This is a genomic window from Lentzea sp. NPDC051838, from assembly GCF_040681245.1.
GTDB lineage: Bacteria > Actinomycetota > Actinomycetes > Mycobacteriales > Pseudonocardiaceae > Lentzea.
This window is the reverse complement of the sequence record NZ_JBFAYI010000004.1, coordinates 286,630-311,088: the sequence shown is the minus strand read 5'-3', so window position 1 is coordinate 311,088 and position 24,459 is coordinate 286,630. Positions and strand designations below refer to the sequence as shown.

Here is a 24,459-nt window from a genome sequence, read left to right as displayed (position 1 = left end):
GTCGAGTGGACTCGGGGCTGGCGGGGCCTGTGCGGGGTACGGCGGTCGACGCAGGTGTGGTGCGGGGTAGGGCGGTCAAGCCAGGCGCGGTGCAGGCCCCGTGCTGTCGCGCACCGTGAGCACGGGATCGAGCAGCTCCAGCTCGTCGCCGGGCCTGCCCCCACCGTTCACGACCCCGAGCCTGCGCATGATCTGGTCCACGGCGACCCGCCCGAGCTCCTGCGCCGACCCGGTCACCGCGGTGAGCTTGGGCGCGAACTGCTCAGCCAGCTGGTCCTGGCACAGGGCGATCACCGACGCGTCCTCGGGCACCGTGCGCCCGCTGGTGCGCAACAACGTCAGCAGCGGCCCGATCGCGCTCTCGTTCTGCACCACGAAACCCGTGGTGCCGGGCCGGTCGGCGAGGATGCGGGCGAGCGTCCCCGCGGTGCTCTCGTACGTGCCCTCGCAGGTGCGGTGCAGGAACCGCAGGCCGCGCCGCGAGGCACGGTCGCGGAGTCCGGCGAGCGTGCGTTCGGCGTAGCCCGCGTGCCGGTGGTAGACCCCGGAGCCGTAGCCGATGAACGCGATCTCGCGATGCCCGAGATCGGCGAGGTGGTCCGCGCACAACGCTCCAGCGGCGGCGAAGTCGTGGTCCACACAGGACAGGCCGCGGACGTCGCGCGGCAGGCCGATGAGCGCGGCCTGGGTGCCCTGGGCCTGCAGCACCGGGATGCGCTCGTCGTCCAGTTCGACGTCCATCAGGATCACGCCGTCGGCCAGGCCGCTGCCCGCGATCCGGCGCACCCCGTCCGGCCCCTCGTCGTTGGTGACCAGCAGGACGTCGTAGCCGTGCTGCCGGGCCGCCGTGGTCACCGCGATCGCTATCTCCATCATCACCGGGACGTAGACGTCGGTGCGCAGCGGCACCATCAGCGCCACGATGTGCGAACGGCGCGCCGCCAGCGATCGTGCTCCGGCGTGCGGGTGGTAGCCGAGCTCGCGCACGGCGTCGCGCACCCGGTCGCGGGTCTCGGCGGAGATCGTCCGCTTGCCGCTCAGCACGTAGCTCACCGTGCTGGACGAGACGCCCGCGTGCCTGGCCACGTCGGCAATGGTCACCATGAGTTCTCAGCCCTTGATCGCACCGGTCAGAACGCCCGTGCGGAAGTGCTTCTGCACGAACGGATAAACGACGAGCAGCGGAACGAGCGTCAGGACCACCACGGCCATCTGCAACGACAGCGGCGCCGTCTGCGAGAACTGGTCGCCGAAGCCGCCGTTGACCGAGCCCGGCATGCCGTTGCCGCGGTTGACGTAGGTGAAGAGCACGTACTGCAACGGCCACTTCTCGCTGTCGGTCGGCATGTACAACATGACGTTGAAGAACGAGTTCCAGTAGCCGACGCCGTAGAACAACGCCATCACCGCGGTCACCGCGCGCGACGTCGGCAGCACGATGGACCAGAGGATCCGCCAGTCCCCCGCCCCGTCGATCCGCGCGGCCTCGATCAGGTCGGCCGAGGTGCTCGAGTAGAACGCGCGCAGGATCAGGATGTTGAACACCGACACCGCGCTCGGCAGGATCAGCGCCCACCACTGCCCGTACCCGCCGAGCCCGGTCACGACCAGGAAGGTCGGGATCAGCCCGCCGTTGACGAACATGGTGATGATCAGCAACGTCAGGATGAAGCGGTGGCCCAAGGATCCCGACCGCGACAGGCCGTAGGCGCACATCACCGACACGGCCATCGACACCGCCGTGCCGACCGCGGTGATGCCCAGGCTCACCAGCAACGCGCTGCGAACCGTCGAGTCCGCGAGCATCACCCGATAGGCCTCGAACGTGATGCCGTCCGGCCAGATCACCAGGCCACCCGCGCGGTTCACGGCGCCCTGGGTCGAGAGGCTGGTGACGACGATGATCCACAGCGGGACCAGCATGACCAGCAGGACGCCGGTCAGGGTGATGCCCTTGCCGGCCTCGCCGAGCACGGTCGGCGGTTCCTCCCAGGCCGGGCGGTCGTTCTTGCGCCGCACCGCTTGGGGCGCAACAGGTTTTGGGGCAACGCGGGGAATTGTGAGTGTCATCGCCGGTACAACCCGTCCTCACCGAAGGCGTGCGCCAGCTTGTTCGCGCCCCAGATCAGCAGCAGCGAGATGACGCTCTTGAACAGGCCCGCCGCCGCGCCGTAGCTGTAGTCGTTGGTGGCGATGCCGAAGTAGAACGAGAACGTGTCCAGCACGTCCGCCGTGTCGTGACCGACCGCGTACCTCTGGATGAGGAACTGCTCGAAGCCGACGGTCAACGCGTTTCCCAGGCGCAGCACCAGCATCAGCACGATGACCCCGCGCAGACCGGGCAGCGTGATGTGCCACAGCCGCCGCCACCGCCCCGCGCCGTCCGCCGCCGCGGCCTCGTAGAGATCGGTGTTGATGGCCGCCAGCGCGGCCAGGAACACGATGATCCCCCAGCCCGCTTCCTTCCAGATCACCTGCGAGGTCACCAGAAGCGCGAACGTGTCCGGGTTGGTCATGATGTCCCACGTGCCGATGTCGTGGCTGCGCAGGAACTGGTTCACCACGCCCGCGCCGCCGAGCATCTGCTGGAAGATCGTGATGGCCAGCACCCACGAGAAGAAGTGCGGCAGGTACACCACGGCCTGGATGAAGTTGCGGATCCTCGACGACAACACCGAGTTCAGCAGCAACGCCAGCGCGATCGGCACCGGGAAGAACAGCACCAGCTGCACGAAGCTCAGGTAGAGCGTGTTGTTCAGCGCCCGCCAGAACAGCGGGTCACCCAGCAGCCGTTCGAACTGGTAGAAGCCCGCCCACGTGCTGTTCCACACCCCGGACAGCGGGTCGTACTCCTGGAACGCCGTCACGAGCCCGAACAACGGCAGGTAGTTGAACGCCAGCAGCAGGACGACGACGGGCAGCGTCATCAGGATCAGCGAGCGGTCCCGCCGCACCCTGACCCGCAGGCTCAGCCTCGTGGTCACTGTCCGGTGCCGTACTTCTGCAGGACGTTGTCGTTCGTCCACTGGATCAGCCGGTCACCACCACCGCTGGTCTTCCACGCCGCCACGGCGTCCTTCACGTCCTGAATGGACTTCTTGCCGTGGTAGCAGTCCTTGACCGTGTCGTTCAGGCCCTGCGCGGCCTCCGCCGTGGCCTGGGCCTGCGGCATGCTGATGTTCATGCCCCAGAAGACCGGCTTCGCGAGAGCCTTCGCGTTGGCGGCCTGCCAGGCGGCGTAGTCCTTGGTGACGTTCTGCGCGGTCTGGTTGCTGATCACCTGAGCAGGACCGGCGAGGAACGGGTAGGTCTGCGCCTGGACCTCCTTCTTGCCCGCGTCGGTGGGCGTCGGCACGCCGCCGTCCATCGTGAAGTGGGTGCCCTCGACGCCGAAGTTGACCATCGTGTACTCGGCCGACCCGAATGGCGCGGCGAGGTAGTCGGCGACGGCCAGCAGCTCCTCGATCTGCTCCGGCTTCAGGTTCGCGTTGAGGTAGCTCAACATGCCGGTGGCCGAGCCCATGTCGACGCGGGGCGCGCTCTTGCCGTCGGCGGCGAAGAAGTCGAACGCGGCGCGCCGGTAGCCGGGGTTCGCGGCCACGCCGTTCTGGTGGTCAGCGAGGTTCCACGCTCCGGGCCCGCCACCGGAGACCAGCACCTTGCCGCCGTAGAACCGGGTCGGCCCGGCGGCGTTGTCGCCCGCCAGCGCGTCGGGATGGATGTAGCCGGCGACCGCGAGCTTGCGGTGCCAGTCGACGGCGTCGAGGAACTCCTGCGTCTCGAACAGGTGGACCAGCTTTCCGTTGTCCACCTTCCACTTCAGCGGCGCGCCGAACGCGGTGTACATGTAGGTGTAGAGGTCGTCGAACGCCCAGACGCCCGCCTTGGCGTCGGTCAGCTCCTTCCCGAGCGCCGTCAGGTCGTCGGCGGACTTCACCTGACCGGCGGTGATTCCCTTCGCCTCCAAGAGGTCGCGGCGGTAGAAGGTGCACCCCGCGATCGCGAAGCCGGACGCGAACGACGGAATCGCGTACAGCTTGTCGCCCCACGCACCGCACCTCCAGGCGGCCGTCGGGATCGCCGCGAGGTTCGGGTACTTCTTGACCTTGTCCCCTGCCAGGTACGGCGTCAGGTCTGCCAGCTGGTTCCCGACCAGGCCGCCGGTGTTGAAGTTGGGGTTCCACCAGCTCGGCAGGTTGATCCAGTCCGGCAGCTTCTTCGCCGCGGTCATCGTCGGGATGATCGTGTTGTAGTTGTTGCCGTCCGCCGGTTTCATCTCCAGCTGGACGCCCAGCGCCTTGTTCATCGCCTGGTAGAACGAGTTACCGGCCGGCGGGATGGTGCCCCACAACGGGGTGACGGCCGAGTACCTGCCGCCCTTGCCCGGCACACCGGACGTGGTGGCGACCCGGTTGGCCGGGTAGCTGAGGAAGCCGGGGTCCGTCAGCACGTCCGGGCCACCGGCCACGGACGGGATGTCCGGTTTGATCGCCGTGTTCGGCAGGTAGGCCGGCAGTGCGGCCCTCAGCCCTGCCTCGGAGTTCACCCCCGCCCGCTGCGCGCCGCCGCTGCCACACGCCGACAGCAGCGGGCCCAGTGCGACCAGGCTCGCGGCGGAGGCTGTGGCGCTCAGGAAGTTCCTGCGGTTCAACTCGATGCCCATGGCGAACCGATCCTTCGTCGTCGAAGTGTCGAAGCGCTTAAACAGTTGCAGCGGAGGTTAGTGACGTAGCTCGCACGAAACAAGAGCGTTGACACCAGAAACCCAGGTGTGCCACCGTCGAAACGCTTCGCCGCTAGTTGCGACCTGAGGGGTTACCACGTGGTTTCCGAGTCCGTGCCGGTCGTCGATCGGCTGCCTTTCCGCGACCCCGCCCTGTCGACGCGCAAGCGCATCGACGACCTGCTCGGGCGGCTCACGCTCGACGAGCGGATCGCGATGCTGCACCAGTACTCGCCGGCTGTGCCGCGACTCGGGCTCGCCGCGTTCCGCACCGGCTCGGAGGCGTTGCACGGGGTCGCCTGGCTGGGTGTCGCCACGGTGTTCCCGCAGGCGGTCGGCCTGGGCGCGACGTGGGACGAGGACCTGGTGCGCGCGGTCGCCGAGGCCACCTCGGTCGAACTGCGGGCGTTCCACCACCACCGGCCGCCCGCGATCGGCACCGGCACGAACAGCCTCCAGGCCTGGGCGCCGGTGCTGAACCTGCTGCGCGACCCGCGCTGGGGGCGCAACGAGGAGGGCTACTCCGAGGACCCGCTGCACACCGCGCGGCTCGGAGTCGCGTTCTGCCGCGGCCTCGCGGGCGAGCACCCCAGGTTCCTGCGCACCGCGCCCGTGCTCAAGCACTTCCTGGCCTACAACAACGAGGACGACCGCTGCGTCACCTCGTCCGGCGTGCGCCCCAGGGTGCTGCAGGAGTACGACCTCGCGGCGTTCCGGCCCGTCATCGCCTCCGGTGCCGCGACCGGTGCCATGGCCGGCTACAACCTCGTCAACGGCCGCCCGTGCCACGTCAGCCCGCTGATCAACGACGAGCTGCGCCGGTGGACCGGCCAGGAGCTGTTCGTGGTGAGCGACGCGGAGGCGCCGTCGAACCTCGTCGACCCTGAGCACTACTTCGACGACCACGCCGAGTCGCACGCCGCCGCGCTCAAGGCGGGCATCGACAGCTTCACCGACCACGGCGAGGACAGCGCCACCCCGGTCGGCAGGCTGCGCGAGGCACTCGACCGCGGCCTGATCGACGAGAACGACGTGAACCGCGCGGTGCGGCGGCAGCTCGAGATCCGCTTCCGCCTCGGCGAGTTCGACCCCGGCCTCGACCCCTACGCGACGATCGGCCCCGACGTCATCGACTGCGCCGAGCACCGCGCGCTCGCCCTGCGTTCAGCAACCGAGTCAGTGGTTTTGTTGCGCAACAACGGGTTGCTGCCTCTCAACGCATCCCGCACGCCGCGCATCGCCGTGATCGGCCCGCTCGCCGACACGGTGTGCGAGGACTGGTACAGCGGCACGTTGCCGTACCAGGTCACCGTCGCCGACGGGCTCGCGGCGGTGCTCGGTAGCCACAACGGCGAGGTGGTCGTCGCCGACGGCGCGGACCGAGTGGCGCTGCGGTCGCGCACCAGCGGCGAGCTGTTGTGCAAGACCGTGTTCGACGTCCTCGACTGGGGCGACGGCGTGCTGACGCTGCGCTCCGCGGAGAACGGCCGCTATCTGAGCCTCAAGCGCGACGACGGCTCGCTGGCCGCGGACCAGGTGCAGATCAAGAGCTGGGACGTCACCGAGACGTTCCGGTTGGTGCCGCTGGAAGAGTCCGTGTTGGTCCAAAGTGTCCTGACGGGCCGGTACGCCGTGGTCGACCCGGTCGACGGCAAGGTGAGCGTCACCGCGGAGACTTCGGAGACGGCCGAGCGCTGGGAACGCGAGGTGCTGCGCGACGGTGTGGCCGAGGCACTGGCCGCCGCGGTGTCCGCGGACGTCGCGGTCGTCGTGCTCGGCAACCAACCGCTGATCCACGGCCGCGAGACCGAGGACCGCAAGGGCATCGCGCTGCCGGCCGCCCAGGAGTCGTTGCTGCGCGAGGTCGCCGGTGTGCGGGCGGACACCGTGCTGGTCGTGATGAGCAGCTACCCCTACGCGCTCGACTGGGCGGACGCGCACCTGCCCGCCGTGGTGTGGACGTCCCACGGCGGACAGGAGACGGGACGGGCCGTGGCCGCCGTCCTGCTCGGCGAGGCGGAACCGGCCGGACGACTGCCGCAGACCTGGTACCGCGGCGACGACGACCTGCCGCACCCGCTCGACTACGACATCATCAAGGCTGGCTGGACCTACCAGTACCACCGGGCCGCGCCGCTCTACCCGTTCGGGCACGGCCTGTCCTACACCGATTTCTCCTGCACCGACCTGAAACTGTCGACCGAGACCACTACCGGCAACAGCGCGGTCGACGTCTCGGTGACGCTGACGAACACCGGCACCCGCACGGGCAGCGAGGTGGTTCAGCTCTACGTTCGCGCACTCGACACACGCTACGAGGCGCCAAAGTTGCGGCTCGCCGACTTCCGCAAAGTCGCGCTGGCACCGGGTGAGTGCACGTTGCTGTCGTTCCGGCTGTCCACCGACCGGCTCGCCCACTGGGACGTCGCGACCGGCGCCTTCACCACCGATCCCTGCAGCTACGAGGTGCTCGTCGCCCGGTCCGCCGGGAACGTCGCGCTCACCGCGCCGCTGACGGTCGTGGGCCCGGCTCCCGCACCTCGCGCGGGCGTCGATCGCCGGGTGCTCGCTGTCGACTTCGACGACTACGAGAACGTGGATCTCGTCGACGCCACCCGGACGACCGGCGACGCGGTCACCCCCGCTCGCGCTGAACCGGCCACGCTGTGGTTCCGCTCGGTCGACCTGTCCGGCGCGGTCCGCGTCGAGGCCGAGATCGCCTGGGACGGCGGCGATCCGGGCGAACGGCTGGAGTTCTGGAGTTCCGCGGGGTTGCTGGCGGACATCCCGGTGCCGGTCACCGGTGGCCGCTACCAGTGGGCCACCGCGTCGGCGGCGCTGGCCGAACCTCTCGCCGGAGTCCACGACGTGCGGGTGACGTTGCGCGGTTCGTTCCGGCTGGCCGCGTTCCGCTTCTCGGCGAAGGAGTCCTGATGCCGTTGACGGACAGCGGACTCGACGAGTTGATCACCTACCGGCCACAGCTGAAGGCACCGGCGGACTTCGACGCGTTCTGGGAACGAACCCTCGCGGTGGCCCGCTCTCGCGGCGGTGCGGTGAAAGCCGAGCGGATCACCACGCCGTTGCGCACCGTCGAGGTGGACGACGTCCGCTTCCCCGGCTGGAACGGCGAACCGGTCGCCGCCTGGCTGCTGCGACCGCGCGGTGCCGAAGGCCCGTTGCCGGTCGTCGTCACCTTCATCGGCTACACCGGCGGCCGCGGCCTGCCCACCGACCACCTGCTGTTCCCCGCCTCCGGGTACGCGCAGCTCGTCGTCGACAGCCGCGGTCAGGGTCACGACACCCCGGACGTGGACGCGGGCGGCGGTTCCCAGTGGGCCAAGGGGTTCATGACCCGCGGCATCGACTCGCCGGAGAACTACTACTACCGGCGCCTGATCACCGACTGCGTCCGCGCCGTCGACGCGGTCGGTGACCTGGCGGGCCTCGACCCGTACCGGGTGATCGTCACGGGCGGCAGCCAGGGCGGCGGGCTCGCGCTCGCCGTCGCCGGGCTGACCTCCGTCGCGGCAGTGATGCCGGACGTGCCGTTCCTGTGCCACTTCCGGCGGGCGGCGGAGACGAGCGGCGAGGGCCCGTACCAGGAGCTCGCCGAGTACCTGCGCTGGCACAGCAGGCATCGCGTCGACCCCGCCTTCGCCACCCTGTCCTATTTCGACGGTGTCCACTTCGCGCAACGGGCCACGGCTCCCGCCTTGTTCAGCGTCGGGCTGATGGACCCGATCTGCCCACCGTCCACTGTGTACGCCGCGTTCAACCACTACGCGGGCGAGGACCGGACCATGACCGTCTGGCCGTTCGGCGACCACGGTGGCGGTCATGGCTCCAACCCGGTCGCTCAGCTGGAGTGGTTGTGCGACAGGGGCCTCACGCCCGGCTGATGAACTCGCGCACCGCCGACCGCGGGTCGCCGGAACGGACCAGCGCCTCACCGACGAGCACGACGTCCGCACCCCACCCGCGGTACTCGGCGACGTCCTCGGGACCCGCGACCCCGGACTCCGCCACCTTGACGGCGCCGTCCGGCAGGTGCGGCGCCAGCTTGCGGAAGACCGCGCGGTCGACGTCGAGCGTGGTCAGGTCACGCGCGTTGACGCCGATCACCTCGGCTCCGATGCCGGCCGCCCGTCCGAGCTCGTCCTCGGTGTGCACCTCGACCAGCGGGGTGAGCCCGAGCTCGAGGGCGAGGCCGTGCAGTTCGGCGAGCTGGTCACCCGGCAGCGAGACGACCATCAGCAACGCGAGGTCCGCGCCCCACGCCCGCGCCTCCCACAGCTGGTACGGCGTGACGATGAAGTCCTTGCGCAGCACCGGAACGCTCACCTCGGCCCGCACGGCGGCGAGATCGGCGAGCGAGCCGCCGAACCGCCGCCGCTCGGTGAGGACGCTGATCGCCGCGGCGCCCCCGGCCGCGTAGTCCGCGGCCAGGGCCGCCGGGTCGGCGATGACGGCGAGGTCGCCCTTGCTCGGGCTCTTGCGCTTCACCTCGGCGATGATCGACACCTCCGTGGTGCGGAACCCAGGCAGCGGGTCCAGCGCGGGCGGCGCGTCCGCGACCCTGGCCTTGAGCTCGGCGAGCGGGGTCGCCGCCTCGCGTTCCGCCAGGTCCTCGCGAACGCCCGCCAGGATTCCGTCCAACACCGTCACGGCCACACCCTTCGTCGACTGGTCCCCGGAAGGATCTCAGCCGAACGAAACCGAGTAGCTGTTGGTGTTGAAGTTGAGGCCGCCACTCGACGAGGTGATCTCGTACCCGAACTGGACGGCGCCCACCGAGACGTCGCCGAACCAGCCGCGGCCGCGGATCCAGTTCAGCACCGCCTTCACGTCGACCGTGCCGGAGCCGGTGTTGGACGTGCGGACGAACGAGAACACCTCGTTGCTGCCGTTGGAGCCGCGGTAGACGTTCCAGCTGTGCCCGCCCACCGACACCGAGGCCTGCCAGGAGCCGATCGGGCCCACGGCGCCGACCTTGTTCATCCACAGCATGATCTCGTAGGCGTCGTTGTTGCACCAGATGTCGTAGGCGGTCGTGTACGCACCCGAGTTGGAGTACGACACGTCGAAGCTGCTCGACAGGCTGCCGAGCGAGCTGAGGCTGCGGTTCACCATTCGTTCCGAGTGCGGGTAGGCCTTGATCCCGCCGGTGTTGGGGTGGTCGGCCCAGACACCCCAGTTGCTGAAGGAGTTGGCCCAGACCGTCTGGGGGCCATAACCGTTGCCCCAGATGTTGTTGCGGACCGTGTAGCCGCCGTTCGACCAGCTTCCCCACCGGTCGGAGGAGCTCCAGGTGGCAGCCACCGCCGTGCCGGCGCCGAGCGAAAGAGTCAGGATCGCGACAATCAACGCACGCATGAGCTTCATGCAACTTCCCTTTCGTGCATCGCTGAACGAAAAGCGGTTGACGTGAAATCGAAGCGCTTCGACTGTGTAACCGAATGTGACACGGCGGTGACGTGAACGTCAAGGGCTCGCGCGCACTACGATGATCGCCACCAGCTGCGGCGACCCGAGGGGCGGGCATGATCACCATCAAAGAGGTCGCCCGCCACGCCGGGGTCTCCATGAGCACGGTGTCCTACGTGCTCAGCGGCAAGCGCAGCATCTCGGAGGAGACCAAGCGCCGCGTCGAGGAGAGCATCGTCGCGCTCGGCTACCACCCGAACGCCGGAGCGCGCGCACTCGCGTCGAACCGGTCGCAGGTGCTCGGCCTGGTCGTGCCGCTGCGGTCGGACCACAACCTGCCGGTGATCATGCAGTTCGTCGCGTCGATCGTGGCGTCCGCCCGCGAGCACGACTACGACGTGCTGCTGCTGACCAAGGAGTCCGGCCCCGGCGAGGCGCACCGGGTCGTCGCGCGGTCCATGGCGGACGCGATCGTCGTGATGGACGTGGAGAGCGCGGACCCGCGCATCCCGGAACTGCGCACCGTCGACGCGCCGGTGGTCCTGCTCGGCATGCCGGACGACCACCAGGGGCTGAGCTGCGTCGACCTCGACTTCACCACCGCGGGCAGGCAGCTCGCCGGGCACCTGGCCGATCTCGGGCACCGGTCGATCGCGTTGATCGGCTCCCACCCGTCGGTGTACGAGCGGGGCACCAGCTACGCCGCGCGACTGCTGGCAGGGTTCACCAGCGAGATGGCCAAACGGGACCTGCCCGCGTCGGTGCACTCGTGCGCGCCCGGCTACGACGCCGTCGCGGCGTGCCTGGACGAGGTGCTGCACCCGGATCGCGGCACCACGGGCCTGGTCGTGCACAACGAGGCGATCCTCGGCCAGCTGCTGCTCGAGCTGCGGCGGCGGTCGCTGGACGTGCCGGGCGACGTCTCCGTGATCGCGCTGTGCCCCGACGACCTCGCGGAGAGCCTGCCGGTGCCGCTCACGTCGATCGCCGTTCCGGCGGCCGAGCTGGGCTCGATCGCGGTCGAGATGGTGATGAGCCGGCTCGCTCGCGATCACGCCCCCGAGGTGCGTCTGCTCCAGCCGCGGCTCACCGATCGCGGTAGCACGCGCGCCCGCTGAAATCGTTTTTTCCTGGGTCTTCGACGGTATTCGAATCGAATGCCGTCGAATGAGAACGTGACGCGAATTAATGCGAAAGTTCTTCCGCGTCCGGCACTCGCGTCGTAACCTGCCGAACGAGATGATCCGTTTGGGGGAACAATGAGACCGCCATTGCGCGCACTGCGCACAAGACCCGTCAGATCGCTGGTGGTCGTCGCCGTTCTGGTGACGAGCGCCGGGGCCGCGTGCGGAGGCGACGAGAAGCAGGCGTCGTCACCGGCACCCTCCGAGCCGCCCTCCGTTCCGACGATCATCGAGCCACCGCTCAAGGACGCGCTGAGGGTGACTGTCCAGCGCGTCGACGACGTGCGCACCGTGCGGCTCTCCGACGGTGAAGAGGTGAAGATCAAGGGGCTCGCCGCGCCCGACGACTGCTGGGCGGCCGCGGCCACCGCGTTCGCCAAGACGATGCTGCTCGACAAGCCGGTGGAGTCCACGGGAACGGGATCGCTGCGGCTCGCGGACGGCACCGACTACGCCCTGCTGGCCGTCGAGCTCGGCATGGTGCGCGGCGATGCGGGCGACGACCGGCTGCTGGTGGAGGCGGAGAAGACCGCGTCGGACAAGCGGCTCGGCAGGTGGGGGCCGCCCTGCGTGCAGCCGACCACCGCCGCACCCGTCACTCCGAGGCCGACGACAACCACGCCTCCCGCGCCGCAGCCGGTGACCGGATGTTCGGTGCAGTACCGCGTCACGAACATGTGGCCCGGCGGGTTCCGCACCGACGTGACCCTCCGCAACACCGGCACCACCGACGTCACCGGCTGGACGCTGAAGTGGGCGTTCGCGAACGGCGAGACCGTGACGGAGATGTGGAACGCGACGTCGAACCAGTCCGGAAAGGACGTTTCCGCGACCGCCATGCCGTACAACCAGGCGATTCCCAAGGGCGAGTCGACGCTGCTGGGGTTCACCGCGGCGAGCGGCCGCACCGGCTATCCCCCGCGTTCGTTCAGCCTCAACGGTTTCGCCTGCACGCTCGCCTGACGGGCGAGGTCAGCCGACGATCCGCCACTGCTGGTTGACGCTGTTGCTGTCGCTCCACTGGCCGAGGTTCGCGGCGGTGGAGGTCCGGCCCATGCCGTCCAGGTACAGGCCGGTGGCGCGGTTCCTGACGCGCACGTCGTTGCCCTTGCTCTTGCCGGTCACGACGGTCCACTGCTGGCTCGTCGCCGTGCCACCTGAACCCTGCCCCGCGTCGGCGCCGTTGGCGGTGCGGCCACTGCCGTCGAGGTAGAGGCCGGTGACCGAGTTCCTGAACCGCACGAAGGAGCCGGCGTTCTCGACGACCCACCGCCGGCTGGCACTCGTGCCGCCGGTGCCCTGTCCTGCCGACGAGCCGGAGGGACGTCCCAGGCCGTCGACGTACCAACCCGTGCCGACGTTGCGGATCTCGACGGTCGTGGAGCCCGCGTCGCCGATGCCCCAGGCGTACCGCAACCGTTGCAGGCCGGACGGGTTCGTCAGCGTCAGCGCGGTCCCGCTCCTGGTGGTCATGCTGTACCAGTCGCCGTCGCGCAGGCCGGGCCAGTACACGCTGCCCATCCCGAGGGCGCGCAGCTTGGAGCTCACCCCTCGGACGTAGTCGGCCATGTACGACCCGCTCGGGATGCTGTAGTCGATCGCGTCGAAGGACACGCCGTTCTTCGACCCCGGTCCCATCGGGCCGCCCCACTCGGTGGCGATCGTGCGCGCGGCGAAACCGCCGATGTAGCTCGCGATGTGGTCCGCCCACTCGGTTTCACTCTCGAAGCCGGCGAAGAACGAGTAGTCGTGCACCGCCAGCAGCGTGCCGTTCAGCCTGCTGTCGTTGCCCACGGCCGGAACGTTCTGAGCCAGGCCGGCGCCGTCGAGCACCACCCTTCCGCGCGGGACCCCTGGATACCTCCCGAGCCAGCCGGAGTACATGTTGTTGAGGTCTGTCGTGCTGTAACCGTGCGGCTCGTTGATGACCTCGAAGTAGGCGTTCGGGTGGCCGCCGTACGCGCCGATCACCTTGTCCCACATCTGGTTGAACGCCGCCGTGCTCTGCGGCCTGCCGCCCGTGTGCGCCCAGTACGCGAAGATCACGTCACCCTTGGCCAACGCGGTGTCGATCGCGCCGGTGTAGGTGCTCCAGTAGGTCGCGACGGTCGGTTCGTTGATCGGGATGCGCACGGTGTTGGCGCCGGTGAGCGAGAACATCCCACCGACGACGCGGTCCGCGACGGCGGCGGCCGAGGAGTAGGTGTCCGAGGCGCTGAGCCCGGACGGGTAGAGCACGCCGTTGACGAAGTTGTCCCGCGGGTCCGCCCAGTTGACACCTCGGAACCGGGTGGTGGAGGCCTGCGCCGGAACGACGCCCGCCGCGACCAGCAACACCGACAGCACGATGGTAAGCGCTTTCCGACAAGCCCTCATAGCTGCATGAGAGCAGCCGGACCAGGCGTCGTCAATGCGTTCGACGTCCATTCGACGCGAGAAAACCCAGGCACACCAAAGGCGCCGCATTGTGTGCTACAACGGTGAACCGGACTCACCCCCGACGGCCTTGACCGTCCACTGAGGACTGGTCGCGCGCCAGGCGCAAGGAGACGACGTTGTCCGACCGCCCAGAAGGTCCATCCGTCCGCCGGCGCACGATCCTCGGCAGCGGGCTCGCGGCGTTCGCCGCCCCCGCGCTGACCGGAACCCCGGCCCAGGCCGAAGCCGAGGCATGGGCCGATCCGCCCAACGGCTTCCCCGAGTGGAACAACAACATCGGCTACTTCGCGGTCAACGCGCAGCCCGGCCACGCCACGTTCATGCCCTACGCCGATCTGCCGCAGGCACTCGCGGGCGACCGGACCGCCTCGCCGTTCCGGCTCGACCTGACCGGCACGTGGAAGTTCAAGCACGTCGGCAAACCGGCGGACCGCGACCTGAACTTCTGGCGCACCGACTACGACGACAGCCGCTGGGCCGGTCTCCCGGTGCCGTCCAACTGGCAGCTGCACGGGTACGACAACCCGATCTACCTCAATATCACGTACCCCTGGTGGGGTGCCAACGGGCAGAACGAGAACACGCAGCCGCCGTTCGCGCCGTCGCGGGTCAACCCGGTCGGCCAGTACCGCCGGACGTTCACGCTGCCGCCGTCGTGGCAGGGCCGCCGGGTCCACCTCCACTTCGAGGGCGTGAAGTCCGGCTTCTACCTGTGGGTCAACGGCACCAAGGTCGGCTACCGCGAGGGTTCCTACACGCCGGCGGAGTTCGACATCACCGACCACGTCCGCGCGGGGTCGAACCTGGTCGCGGCCGAGGTCTTCAAGTACCCGGACGGCGAATGGCTGGAGGACCAGGACATGATCCGGCTGTCCGGGATCTTCCGGCCGGTCTTCCTCTGCTCCCTGCCCTCGAACCACCTGCGCGACTTCACGCTGACCACCCCGTTGCGGGACAACTACACCAACGCCGACCTCGGCGTCGCGGTGGTCCTGCGCAACAGCGGCACCCAGCAGCCCGGCACGTTCACCGTGGAAACCCAGCTGTACGACCAGAACCGGCAACCGGTGTGGCCGGAACCGTTGCGGATACCGGTGAACTCTCCCAGCCAGGAAACCACCGCGCGCGGCTCCAAGGCCGTGCCAGGACCACGGCTCTGGTCCGCCGAGCACCCGAACCTCTACACCGCCGTGCTGACGTTGCGCGACCCCGCGGGCGCGGTGACCCAGACGGTGTCGGCCAGGGTCGGCTTCCGCGAGTTCGCGCTCAAGGACGGGCTCATGCGGATCAACGGCAAGCCGGTGTCGTTGCGCGGCACCAACCGGCACGAGATGCACCCGGACCGCGGCACCGCGCTGACCCGCGAGGACATGGTGCAGGACATCAAGGTGATGAAGCAGCTCAACATCAACTCGGTCCGCACCTCGCACTACCCCAACAACACCCTCTGGTACGAGCTCGCCGACGAGTACGGCCTGTACGTCGTCGACGAGGCCAACCTGGAGACCCACGGCATCCGCGACAACTACCCGGACTCGAAGGCGGACTGGACCTCGGCCGTGCTCGACCGGGCGGCCCAGATGGTGCTGCGGGACAAGAACCACCCGTCGGTGATCATGTGGTCGCTCGGCAACGAGGCGGGCGGTGGCAGCAACTTCGTCGCGATGCGCGACTGGATCCGCGCGGCCGACCCGACCAGGATCATCCAGTACGAAGGCGACAACCGCCCGCAGGTGAGCGACATCCGCTCGGCGATGTACGAAAGCCCGGCCGGAGTGGCGAACCGGGCGCGCGACACCAACGACCGCCGCCCGTACGTGATGATCGAGTACTCCCACAGCATGGGCAACTCCACCGGCAACTTCAAGGAGTACTGGGACGTCATCAGGGCCAACCCGATTCTGCAGGGCGGCTGGATCTGGGACTTCGTGGACCAGGCGCTGACCTGGAAGACCTCGTCGGGTGTGACGTACCTGGCCTACGGCGGCGACTGGGGCGACAACCCGAACGACGGCGCGTTCTGCGGTGACGGCATCGTCACGCCGGACCGGCGGATCAGCGGCAAGGCGGTCGAGGTCAAGCAGGTCTACCAGGCGATCAACGCGGCCAACGCCGGTGCCGCGGGAGCCGTGCGCATCACCAACGAGCACCTGTTCACCAACGTCAACGAGTTCGCGGGCACCTGGGCTCTGCTCGCCGACGGCGCGGTGGTCCAAAGTGGAGAGTTGACCGCGGCCCAGCTCGACGTTCCACCGCTGTCGTCCAAGACCGTGCAGATCCCGGTCCAGCGCCCGGCCGACCCGGCTCCCGGCGAGGAGCACTTCCTGCAGCTGTCGTTCCGGCTGCGCACCGCGAAGCCCTGGGCCGAGGCCGGTTTCGAGGTGGCCAAACAGCAGCTGCCCGTCGACCTCGGCAGCCCGGCGGTCGTGCCGGTACCGGTGACGTCCGTGCCGGTGGTGACCGCGACCGAGACCGGCGACCGGATCACCGTCACCGGCCAGGACTTCACCGTCACCATCGCGAAGGCGTCCGGCCTGATCACCTCGTTCGACGCGATGGGCCTGCGGCTGCTGAACTCCGGCGCGGTGCCGAACTTCTGGCGGGCGCCGACGGACAACGACATCGGCAACGGCCACCCGAGCCGCAACGGCACGTGGCGCAACGCCGGCGCGAACCGGACGGTGAGCCGCGTCGTGCTCGACCGCCCGTCGGACCGCGCCGCGCGGATCACCGTGAGCGGCACCCTGCCGACCAGCACCGCGTCGACCTACACGACGACGTACACGGTCTACGGCAACGGCGAGATCAAGGTCGACAACACCCTGCACCCCGGATCGTCGAGCCTGCCGTACATCCCCGAGGTCGGCACGATGCTGTTCGTGCCGGGCGAGCTGTCCCGGCTGCGCTACTACGGCCGCGGCCCGCACGAGAACCAGTGGGACCGCAAGACCGGCTCGGACGTCGGCGTGCACTCCTCGACCGTCGCGGAGCAGTGGACCGGGTACCTCCGGCCGCAGGAGAACGGCAACAAGACCGACGTCCGGTGGGTCGCGCTCGTCAACGGCAGCGGCCGCGGCCTGCTCGCGTGCGCCGAACCGCTGCTGGAAGTGAACGCGTCCTACTTCACGCCCGAGGACCTCTCGAAGGGCGTCCGACACGACTATCAGCTGACGCGACGGCAGGACGTGGTGCTGCGGCTCAACCTCCGGCAGACCGGCGTCGGCGGCAACGACAGCTGGGGCGCGCACCCCCTCGACGCGTACAAGCTCTTCCCCAACCGGGACTACACCTACACCTACCGGTTGAAGCCGCTTCCGGACCTCGGCCAGGCACTGGCGTTGTCCCGCAAACCGGTCGGCAGCGGCGGTGGCGGCGGTGGTCCGGTGCAGCCCGGCGTCGACTACCGGCTCGTCGCCCAGCACAGCTCGAAGCTCGTCGACATCACCGGAGCCTCCACCTCGGCCGGAGCCGCCGCGATCCAGTGGTCCGCCACCGGTGGGCAGAACCAGGTGTTCGACTTCCTCGACTCTGGCGGCGGCTACTACCGGATCCGGGCGCGGCACAGCGGTCTCGTGTTGCAGCCCGCGAGCTCGGCCAGCGGCGCGGACGTCGTGCAGCAGCCCGACACCAACGCGGCGAGTCAACAGTGGCAGGTGGTCGACCAAGGTCTCGGCGTGGTCGGTCTGGTCAACCGGCAGAGCGGCCTCGCGATGGACGTGTGGCAGGCCTCGACCGCCGACGGCGCGCACATAGCGCAGTGGGCGCCGGGGTCCGGGCTCAACCAGCGGTTCGGGCTGCAACGCCTCTGACACGCCACCGGCATGCACGGACGGTGACGCGCCGAACACGTCGCCGTCCGAAGAGGACCCTCCGTGACCGATCTGTGCCGAGCCCGTGACCGGTCCTTTGTGGAGTTTCGACGGCATTCGAGTCGAACATCCGTCGAATAGGGATGCCTGATCAACTTTGCTCCGAACGGAACAGTTGCCGCCTCGCCGTCGCGACGTAGGGTGACGCGGTCACGCGGTCCCAACGGCGGATTTCGGGGAATCTCCAAGGGAATCGTCGCCGCGTGTGACGAGACGCGCACGAGGGGAAGTCGTCGGAGTGAACATCGAAACGGCGTTGAAGGAAGCAATGACCATCACCGGCGCGGTGGGAGCCGCGCTCGTGGACTACGACAGCGGGATGTCGCTCGGTGCGCTGGGCGGTGGCGACTGGCTCAACCTGGAGGTGGCCGCCGCGGGCAACACCGAGGTCGTGCGATCGAAGCAGCGGGTCATCTCGGCGCTCAAGCTGAACGACGAGATCGAGGACATCCTGATCACCCTGCAGCGCCAGTACCACCTGATCCGGCTGCTGGCGCCGACCAAGCGCGGCGGCTCGCGCCTGTTCCTGTACCTCGTGCTGGACCGGGACCGGGCCAACCTCGCGCTGGCACGGCACAGCCTCAGAGCCATCGAAGCCGATCTCGCGGTATGACGGCGATGCCCGGCGCACTGCCCACGCGCAAACGCGGGTCCACCACGGCGTCGATGCCGGCCGGACCTCCCGCCGGCGCCGACGCGGCGATGATGACCAAGGCACTGATGGAGGTCCACGCCGGCATCGACTCGATCGCGATCAACGGGGTGCTGGTCGCGACACGGGACGGCCTGGTGCTGTGCGGCGTGACTCGCGGCGTCGAGAACGACGGCGTCGCCGCGATGGCCGCTGCGGCCGCGGGCCTGGCACACCAGTTCACCTCGCAGGCGGGGATCGGCGGTCCACGAGCCGTGTTCTTCGAAGGCGAGACCGGCCAGGTCGGCGTGTTCGAGGTCGACTTCGCCACGTTGCTCGTGGTGTTCGGTTCACGCAACACCACCATGGGCATGTTCAACGTCGTCGCCAAGCAGGCGTTGGCACTTCTGCAGCAGGCGGTCGCCGGCCTGCGTTGACCACTCGTGGCGGGCGCCGTTCCTCTCCCCCCTCTGCGGAGCCCGCCACGAGTCCCATCACGGACCTCGATACGTGAAGCTGTCGAAGTCCGCGCCACCGCCGGACGAGCCCGTCGCGTACAGTCCGATGTGGACTCCCGTGAACCCACCCGCCGACTGCGTGCTGAGCACCCGTCCGTCGAACGGTTCACCCAGCGGCTGCCACACCTCGGCTCCTGACGCGACCAGCGCCTGATGTTCCTGACCGGTCGCCTCGAAGCCGAGCCGGACGACTCCTTCCTCCAACCGGGTTCGTGCCAGCGCCTCTTCGCGTCCGCCCACGCGGAGCACGAGAGTCACCTCACGACCCGCACCGAGCATCAACCGGACGTGGTGGTCGTTGTTCTGCAGCAGCACCAACCCGGCCGAGTCGCCGGGAGCCGGATCGAACTCGAGCACGCACGACGCGTGGAAGTCCTGGTGCTGCTGACGCCGCACCACGAGGCTGGGCGTGACCAGGTCCGTGATCGACTCCGGGCGCACGCGGAGCCGCAGGTGGCCGGGCCGTTCCGTCAACGACCAGAACTTCTCCTCGGGTGTGCGCAGGAACATCCACGAGGGATCCAGGTCCGGTGCGTCGAAGTCGTCGGTCTGCCTTTGCCGGGGCCACAGGTGCACCCGCAGGTCGGGCACGTCGTACCGCTCCTCGACCCGTCCGGTGCCGGGGCTGAACACCGGGCCGCCGTCCTCCCACGCGACCGGGACCAGGAACGTCTCGCGGCCGAGGTTGTCGTGGTAGCCGCCGTACGGCCGGGTCGCGAGCAGCACGGCGTACCACTGACCGCGTTGCGTGCGCACGAGATCCGCGTGCCCGGTCGCCGCGATCGGGTGGCCGCGGCCGAGGTGGCGGTGGGTCAGCAGGGGGTTGAGCTTCGACCCGCGGTACGGGCCGGTGACCTCGTCCGCCGTCGCCACGACGACCGAGTGCTCGAAGTCCGTCCCGCCCTCGGCGCACAGCAACACGTACCGTCCATCCACTTTGTACAGATGCGGCGCTTCCAGCCAGACCGCGTCGTGCATGGCGCCACGCCAGAGGACGTGCTCGTCACCGATCAGCTTCAGGCCGGCTGGATCGAACTCCCGCAGCCAGATCTCGGTCTCGCCAGGAGGACGCACCAGCCGCGTCGCGGTCCACCACGCCCGTCCGTCGTCGTCGAAGAACAGCGACGGATCGAAGCCGTCCGCGTCCGGCAGCCAGGACGGTTCGGACCACGGACCCGCCGGATCGGTCGCTGTGACGACGAAGTTGCCGGTCTCCCGCGTGCCGTCGACCAGCGTGCAGACCACGTAGAACACACCGTCGTGGTGTCGGATCGTCGGCGCGTAGAGGCCTCCGGACGCGCGCACGCCCTGCAACGGCAGCTGACACGGCCGGTCCAGCACGTGCCCGAGCAGCCGCCAGTGCACCAGGTCGCGGCTGTGGTAGACCGGCAGACCGGGGAAGTACTCGAAGGTCGAGGTCACGAGGTAGTAGTCCGATCCTGCCCGGCACACCGAGGGATCGGGGTGCGAGCCGGGCAGGATCGGGTTCACGAACTGTGCCAAGTGGACGCTCCAGCTACGGGTTGATCCTGGTGTAGGCCGGTTTCGGCCGCAGGTTCGCGTCGAACAGGCAGGCGGCGCCCTCGCCGGGGAACGTGCCCGGCACCCACGAGTGGCGATCCGTGTAGCCCCACGTCGTGAACTCCACGCACCGCGAGACGGCGTGGCAGGCGTCCCAGATCTGCTTGTAGTAGTTCGCCTGCTGGTTCAGCTTGTTCGAGTCCGCTGGCAGCTGGATGCGCACGTCCGCCTCGGTGATCGCGACGTCGACACCGAGCGCCGCGAACCGCTCGATGTTCTGCCGGAAGCTCGACGGGAACCCGTACTGCGTCGCGAGATGCGTCTGAATCCCGACGCCGTCGATCGGAACTCCCTGTTGCTTCAGGGAACGCACCAGGTTGTACACAGCGTTGCTCTTGGCGTTGATGCCTTCGGTGTTGTAGTCGTTGATGTAGAGCTTGGCCGACGGGTCGGCGGCGCGGGCCCAGCGGAACGAGTCGGCGACGAACCCGTCGCCCATCCGCTGCTGGAAGATCGACTGCCGGCGCGAGCCGTCCTCGTTGAAGATCTCGTTGACGACGTCCCACGCGCGGATCCTGCCGCGGTACCGACCCATCTCGGTGTTGATGTGCTGCTGCGTGACGCTGCGCAGCTCGGCGGAACCGAGGTTGTTCAGCCAGCCGGGATACTGGCTGTGCCACACCAGCGTGTGCCCGCGCACGGTCTTGCCGTTCTGCTGGGCGTAGTTGACGATCTGGTCCGCTCCGGACCAGTTGAACTGGCCGCGGTTCGGTTCGACGACCGCCCACTTCATCTCGTTCTCGGGGGTGACGCTGTCGAACTCGCGCGTGAGCACCGAGCGGTAGTCCGCCTGGCTGCCCAAGGGCCCTGCGGCCACCGCGCTGCCGACGTACCTGTTCGTGATGTCCTTCAAAGGTCCCGCGGCCGACGCGGGCACCGCCTGGCTCGACACCATCACGGCCGCCGCCGCCGTGATCGTGAGAACCCGTGGTAAGCGCAACATCATTGTCGCTCCTGGGGTTTGGTTACAACGAGGTCAGCCCTTCACCGAACCGGTGAGGCCGCCGACCATCCGGCGTTCGGCGAGCACGAAGAACGCCAGGGCCGGGATCATGGACAACGCGGTGAAGGCGAGCACCTTCGCGGTGTCCTGGGTGTGTTCGGACTGGAACATGGCCACGCCCAGCGGAAGCGTGAAGTTGGTGGAGTCGTTGAACACGAGCAGCGGCAACAGGTAGAAGTTCCAGCTGCTGACGAACGCGAGTACCGACACGGTGACCAGCGCCGGACGGGACAGCGGCAGCAGGATCCGCCAGAAGAACCCGAGCTTGGCCGCGCCGTCGAGCAACGCGGCGTCTTCCAGCTCCGCCGGGATCGCGTGCATGAACGGCCGCAGGATCACGATCGTGACCGGCAGCGAGAACGCGGCCTCGGGAATCGCGACGCCCAGCGGGTTCTCCAACAGCCCGAGCAGCCGCAGCCACAGGTACAACGGCAGCGCCGCCACGCCGAGCGGGAACAGCAGGCCGAGCGTGAACAGCGTGTAGAACGCCTCCCTGCCGCGGAAGGCGTAGCGGGACAACGCGAACGCGGCCATCGAGCCCAGCGCGACCGCCAGTACCGTCGCGATCACCGCGATCAGCGCGCTGTTGCCGAGCAGCCGCCAGAACACCGGCGACGTCAGCACGTCGCGGTAGTTGTCCCACACCCACGGGCTGGGCAGCCCCGCCGGCGACGAGTTGATCTGCGGTGTCGTCCGGAACCCACCCAGCAGCACGAAGAGCAGCGGCACGACCGTCACACCGACGACCGCGATCGCCGCGAGGTACCCGGCAGCGTTGCGACGCATCAGCCCACCGCCCTGGTCAGCGCGCCTTCGGTGTCACGGCGCAACGCGAACCGCTGGTACAGCAACGCGAAGGTGAAGCAGATGAGGAACAGGATCACCGCGACCGCGCTGCCGAACCCGAACTCGTAGCGCTTGAAGCCGTGGTCGGTCAGGTACGACACCATCGTCGCGGACGCGTTGGCCGGACCGCCCAGTGTCATGATCCAGACCAGGTCGAACAGCTGCAGCGACCCGATCACCGACAGGAAGATCCACACCCGGATCGTCGGTCCCAGCAACGGGAGGACGACGTGCCGGGTGACCTGCCAGCCCGACGCGCCGTCCAGTGCGGCGGCCTCCCGCAGCTCGGCCGGGACACCCTGGAGCCCCGCGAGCAGCAGGATCACACCGAACCCGATGTACTTCCAGGTGATCACGACGAAGAGCGTGTAGAGCACGATCTTCGGGTCCGCGAGCCACTGCCGCACCAGCCAGCCGAGGCCGGCACCGCGCAGCAGTTCGTCGACGAACCCGCCCGGCTGCAGGATCAGCAGCCAGATCACCGCCGTCACCGCCTCGGACAGCACGTACGGCGCGAACACCACCATCCGCAGGAACGTGCGGCCGCGCAGCCGCCGGTTGAGCAGCAGCGCGAGGCCGATGCTCAGCGGAAGCTGCACGACGATCGAGAGCACCACGATGATCAGGTTGTGCCCGATGGCGCTCTGGAACACCTCGCCGGAGAACGCGTCGACGTAGTTGTCCAGTCCGACGAAGTCCGTGAGCGGGCCGAAGCCGTTCCACGAGTAGAGGCTGTAGAACGCGGCGACGCAGATCGGCACCAGCACGAACGCCGTGAACAACACCAGGCCCGGTGCGAGCAGCAGGGCGAGTTCGAGGCGGGTGCGCGTGCGGGACCGCTTCCGGGTGCCCCCGGCCGCTGGCGCGTGCGGCACGGGGGCGGTCGGTGGCCGCGTGGTGATCGCGGCACTCATCACTTGTTCCCGGCGGCTGCCTTGGTCACCGACGCCACGATGGTGTCCGGGCCGCCCTGTCCGGCGAAGAAGTTCGCGATCGCGTCGTTGAGCGCCTGGCCGACGTTGGTCGGCATCGCGATGTCGAAGTAGAACTGCAGGTGCTTCGCCTTGCCCACGTGCTCCGAGATCGTCTTGTGGGTCTCGGTCTTCAGCGACGGGACGGCGGCCGGGATCACCGGCAGCCCGGATCCGGTGGCGGCGAGCTTCTTCTGCACGTCCTCGCCGACGAGGTGGCCGAGGAACTCCGCGCACGCCTTGGCGGCACGCGAGGTGCAGGAGAAACCGTCACCGCCGCCGAGGACCGCGGTCGGCTCGCCCTGCCCGCCCGGCACCGACGGGAACGGGAACCAGCCGATCTTCGAGTCCAGGTCCTTGTCCTCGGTCAGCGACTGCATGACGTCCGGGTTCCAGTCGCCCTGCAACTCCATCGCCGCCTTGCCGTTCGCGAGCATGCCGGCCGAGCTGCCCGCGCCCTGCTGGGCGGGTGTGCCGACGAAGCCGTCCTGGAACGGTTTGGTGTCGATGAACGCCTTGAGGTTCTCCCCCGCCTTGAGGAAGCACGGATCGGCGAGCTCGGTCTTCTCCACGGCCTTCTTCAACGCGTCCACACTGCACTGACGGATCGCGAAGTAGTTGTAGTAGAAGGCGTCCGGCCAGCGGTCCTTGCCACCGACCGCGATCGGTACCAGGCCCTTCTCCTTGAGCTTGGCCACGGCGGCGTTCAGCTCGTCCAATGTGGACGGCGGGGTCACGCCGGCCTGCGCGAACAGGTCCTTGCGGTACCAGAACCCGACGGCGTGCATCTGGTACGGCACGCCGTACTGCTTGCCGCCGACCTGCCAGCCCTTGGCGTACTCGCCGAGCGAGCCGATCCAGCTCGACGAGGCCTGCGTGATGTCGGCGATCTTGCCGGAGCTGAGCTGCGACGCCAGTCCTCCGCCGCCCCACTGCTGGAAGATGTCGGGCGGGGTGCTGCCCTGCAACGCGAGCGGCACCTTGGTCTGGAACTGCTCGTTCTGGATCGGCTCGATCGTGAACGAGACGTCCGGGTGGGTCTTGTGGAAGTCGTCGGCGATTCCCTGCCAGATCGACTTCATCGGTTCGGTGGTCCGGTTGTGCCACCAGGTGAGGGTGACCGGGCCGTTCGCGGAGGCATCGCCGCCGGAGCCGCTGCACGCGGCCAGCAGGAGCGTCGCCGCGGCGGCTAAGGCGACAGAGATCTTTTGCCCAGAACGCATGATGACAGAACGCATTGGGTCCACTCCTGACGACGTCGGCCGAG

19 protein-coding genes are annotated in these 24,459 nt (G+C 68.8%); 7 read left to right on the top strand and 12 right to left on the bottom strand.

Features of this window, described 5'->3' with window-relative positions; all coding sequences use genetic code 11:
• Positions 1–75: 75 nt before the first annotated feature.
• Genes AB0M24_RS12695 through AB0M24_RS12680 form a run of 4 tightly spaced genes read right to left on the bottom strand, consistent with a single transcriptional unit; the run spans position 76 to position 4,663 of the window.
• Positions 76–1,104 (bottom strand): LacI family DNA-binding transcriptional regulator, encoded by a 1,029-nt coding sequence (locus AB0M24_RS12695; RefSeq protein ID WP_363765164.1) that lies wholly within the window; start codon positions 1,102–1,104, stop codon positions 76–78.
• A 6-nt stretch (positions 1,105–1,110) separates the two neighbouring features.
• Entirely contained in the window at positions 1,111–2,019 is a 909-nt protein-coding gene (locus tag AB0M24_RS12690; RefSeq protein ID WP_363765161.1) for a carbohydrate ABC transporter permease, read from the bottom strand.
• 47 nt (positions 2,020–2,066) lie between these two features.
• Entirely contained in the window at positions 2,067–2,984 is a 918-nt protein-coding gene (locus tag AB0M24_RS12685; RefSeq protein ID WP_363765158.1) for an ABC transporter permease subunit, read from the bottom strand.
• Positions 2,981–4,663 (bottom strand): hypothetical protein, encoded by a 1,683-nt coding sequence (locus AB0M24_RS12680; RefSeq protein WP_363765155.1) that lies wholly within the window; start codon positions 4,661–4,663, stop codon positions 2,981–2,983. Before AB0M24_RS12680 ends, AB0M24_RS12685 begins: the two co-directional genes overlap by 4 nt.
• Before the next feature lie 159 nt (positions 4,664–4,822).
• On the opposite strand from AB0M24_RS12680, the gene AB0M24_RS12675 reads away from it, so the two are divergent.
• Both AB0M24_RS12675 and AB0M24_RS12670 read left to right on the top strand, forming a co-directional pair.
• Complete coding sequence (locus AB0M24_RS12675) at positions 4,823–7,657, top strand: glycoside hydrolase family 3 C-terminal domain-containing protein (protein ID WP_363765152.1); 2,835 nt, start codon at positions 4,823–4,825, stop codon at positions 7,655–7,657.
• Complete coding sequence (locus tag AB0M24_RS12670) at positions 7,657–8,625, top strand: acetylxylan esterase (RefSeq protein WP_363765149.1); 969 nt, start codon at positions 7,657–7,659, stop codon at positions 8,623–8,625. Before AB0M24_RS12675 ends, AB0M24_RS12670 begins: the two co-directional genes overlap by 1 nt.
• Here AB0M24_RS12670 and trpC read toward each other — a convergent pair.
• Together trpC and AB0M24_RS12660 are read right to left on the bottom strand one after the other, a co-directional pair.
• Positions 8,612–9,391: an indole-3-glycerol phosphate synthase TrpC gene (trpC, locus tag AB0M24_RS12665; RefSeq protein WP_363765146.1), complete on the bottom strand. Its 780-nt coding sequence runs from the start codon at positions 9,389–9,391 to the stop codon at positions 8,612–8,614. The two genes, AB0M24_RS12670 and trpC, sit on opposite strands and share 14 nt — an antisense overlap.
• 36 nt (positions 9,392–9,427) lie before the next feature.
• Entirely contained in the window at positions 9,428–10,108 is a 681-nt protein-coding gene (locus tag AB0M24_RS12660; protein ID WP_363765143.1) for a hypothetical protein, read from the bottom strand.
• Between the two features lie 158 nt (positions 10,109–10,266).
• On the opposite strand from AB0M24_RS12660, the gene AB0M24_RS12655 reads away from it, so the two are divergent.
• Entirely contained in the window at positions 10,267–11,268 is a 1,002-nt protein-coding gene (locus AB0M24_RS12655) for a LacI family DNA-binding transcriptional regulator (RefSeq protein WP_363765140.1), read from the top strand.
• A gap of 141 nt (positions 11,269–11,409) precedes the next feature.
• Complete coding sequence (locus AB0M24_RS12650) at positions 11,410–12,297, top strand: cellulose-binding domain-containing protein (protein ID WP_363765137.1); 888 nt, start codon at positions 11,410–11,412, stop codon at positions 12,295–12,297.
• A 9-nt stretch (positions 12,298–12,306) separates the two neighbouring features.
• Here the strand turns inward: AB0M24_RS12650 and AB0M24_RS12645 are convergent, their stop codons facing one another.
• Positions 12,307–13,671 carry an RICIN domain-containing protein gene (locus AB0M24_RS12645; RefSeq protein ID WP_363765134.1) on the bottom strand — a complete coding sequence of 455 codons (1,365 nt, stop codon included), beginning with the start codon at positions 13,669–13,671 and terminating at the stop codon, positions 12,307–12,309.
• Positions 13,672–13,889: 218 nt separating this feature from the next.
• Between AB0M24_RS12645 and AB0M24_RS12640 the strand changes: the two genes are divergently transcribed.
• The 3 genes from AB0M24_RS12640 (at position 13,890) to AB0M24_RS12630 (ending at position 18,710) form a co-directional block, all read left to right on the top strand.
• Complete coding sequence (locus AB0M24_RS12640) at positions 13,890–17,582, top strand: glycoside hydrolase family 2 TIM barrel-domain containing protein (protein WP_363765131.1); 3,693 nt, start codon at positions 13,890–13,892, stop codon at positions 17,580–17,582.
• A gap of 298 nt (positions 17,583–17,880) precedes the next feature.
• Complete coding sequence (locus tag AB0M24_RS12635; RefSeq protein WP_363765129.1) at positions 17,881–18,255, top strand: hypothetical protein; 375 nt, start codon at positions 17,881–17,883, stop codon at positions 18,253–18,255.
• Positions 18,252–18,710 (top strand): roadblock/LC7 domain-containing protein, encoded by a 459-nt coding sequence (locus AB0M24_RS12630; RefSeq protein ID WP_363765126.1) that lies wholly within the window; start codon positions 18,252–18,254, stop codon positions 18,708–18,710. Before AB0M24_RS12635 ends, AB0M24_RS12630 begins: the two co-directional genes overlap by 4 nt.
• Before the next feature lie 57 nt (positions 18,711–18,767).
• On the opposite strand, the gene AB0M24_RS12625 is transcribed toward AB0M24_RS12630, so the two are convergent.
• The 5 genes from AB0M24_RS12625 to AB0M24_RS12605 are packed head-to-tail and all read right to left on the bottom strand — an operon-like array spanning position 18,768 to position 24,430.
• The gene (locus AB0M24_RS12625; RefSeq protein WP_363765123.1) at positions 18,768–20,294 is read right to left on the bottom strand and encodes a glycoside hydrolase family 43 protein; all 1,527 of its coding nucleotides are present in this window, start codon (positions 20,292–20,294) and stop codon (positions 18,768–18,770) included.
• 13 nt (positions 20,295–20,307) lie between these two features.
• Positions 20,308–21,318: an endo-1,4-beta-xylanase gene (locus AB0M24_RS12620; RefSeq protein WP_363765120.1), complete on the bottom strand. Its 1,011-nt coding sequence runs from the start codon at positions 21,316–21,318 to the stop codon at positions 20,308–20,310.
• 30 nt (positions 21,319–21,348) lie between these two features.
• Positions 21,349–22,161 carry a carbohydrate ABC transporter permease gene (locus AB0M24_RS12615; RefSeq protein ID WP_363765117.1) on the bottom strand — a complete coding sequence of 271 codons (813 nt, stop codon included), beginning with the start codon at positions 22,159–22,161 and terminating at the stop codon, positions 21,349–21,351.
• On the bottom strand, positions 22,161–23,135 hold the full coding sequence (locus tag AB0M24_RS12610; RefSeq protein ID WP_363765114.1) for a sugar ABC transporter permease: 975 nt from the start codon (positions 23,133–23,135) through the stop codon (positions 22,161–22,163). The genes AB0M24_RS12615 and AB0M24_RS12610 overlap by 1 nt, the downstream gene beginning before the upstream one ends.
• Positions 23,135–24,430: an extracellular solute-binding protein gene (locus AB0M24_RS12605; protein ID WP_363765111.1), complete on the bottom strand. Its 1,296-nt coding sequence runs from the start codon at positions 24,428–24,430 to the stop codon at positions 23,135–23,137. Before AB0M24_RS12605 ends, AB0M24_RS12610 begins: the two co-directional genes overlap by 1 nt.
• Positions 24,431–24,459: the final 29 nt, after the last annotated feature.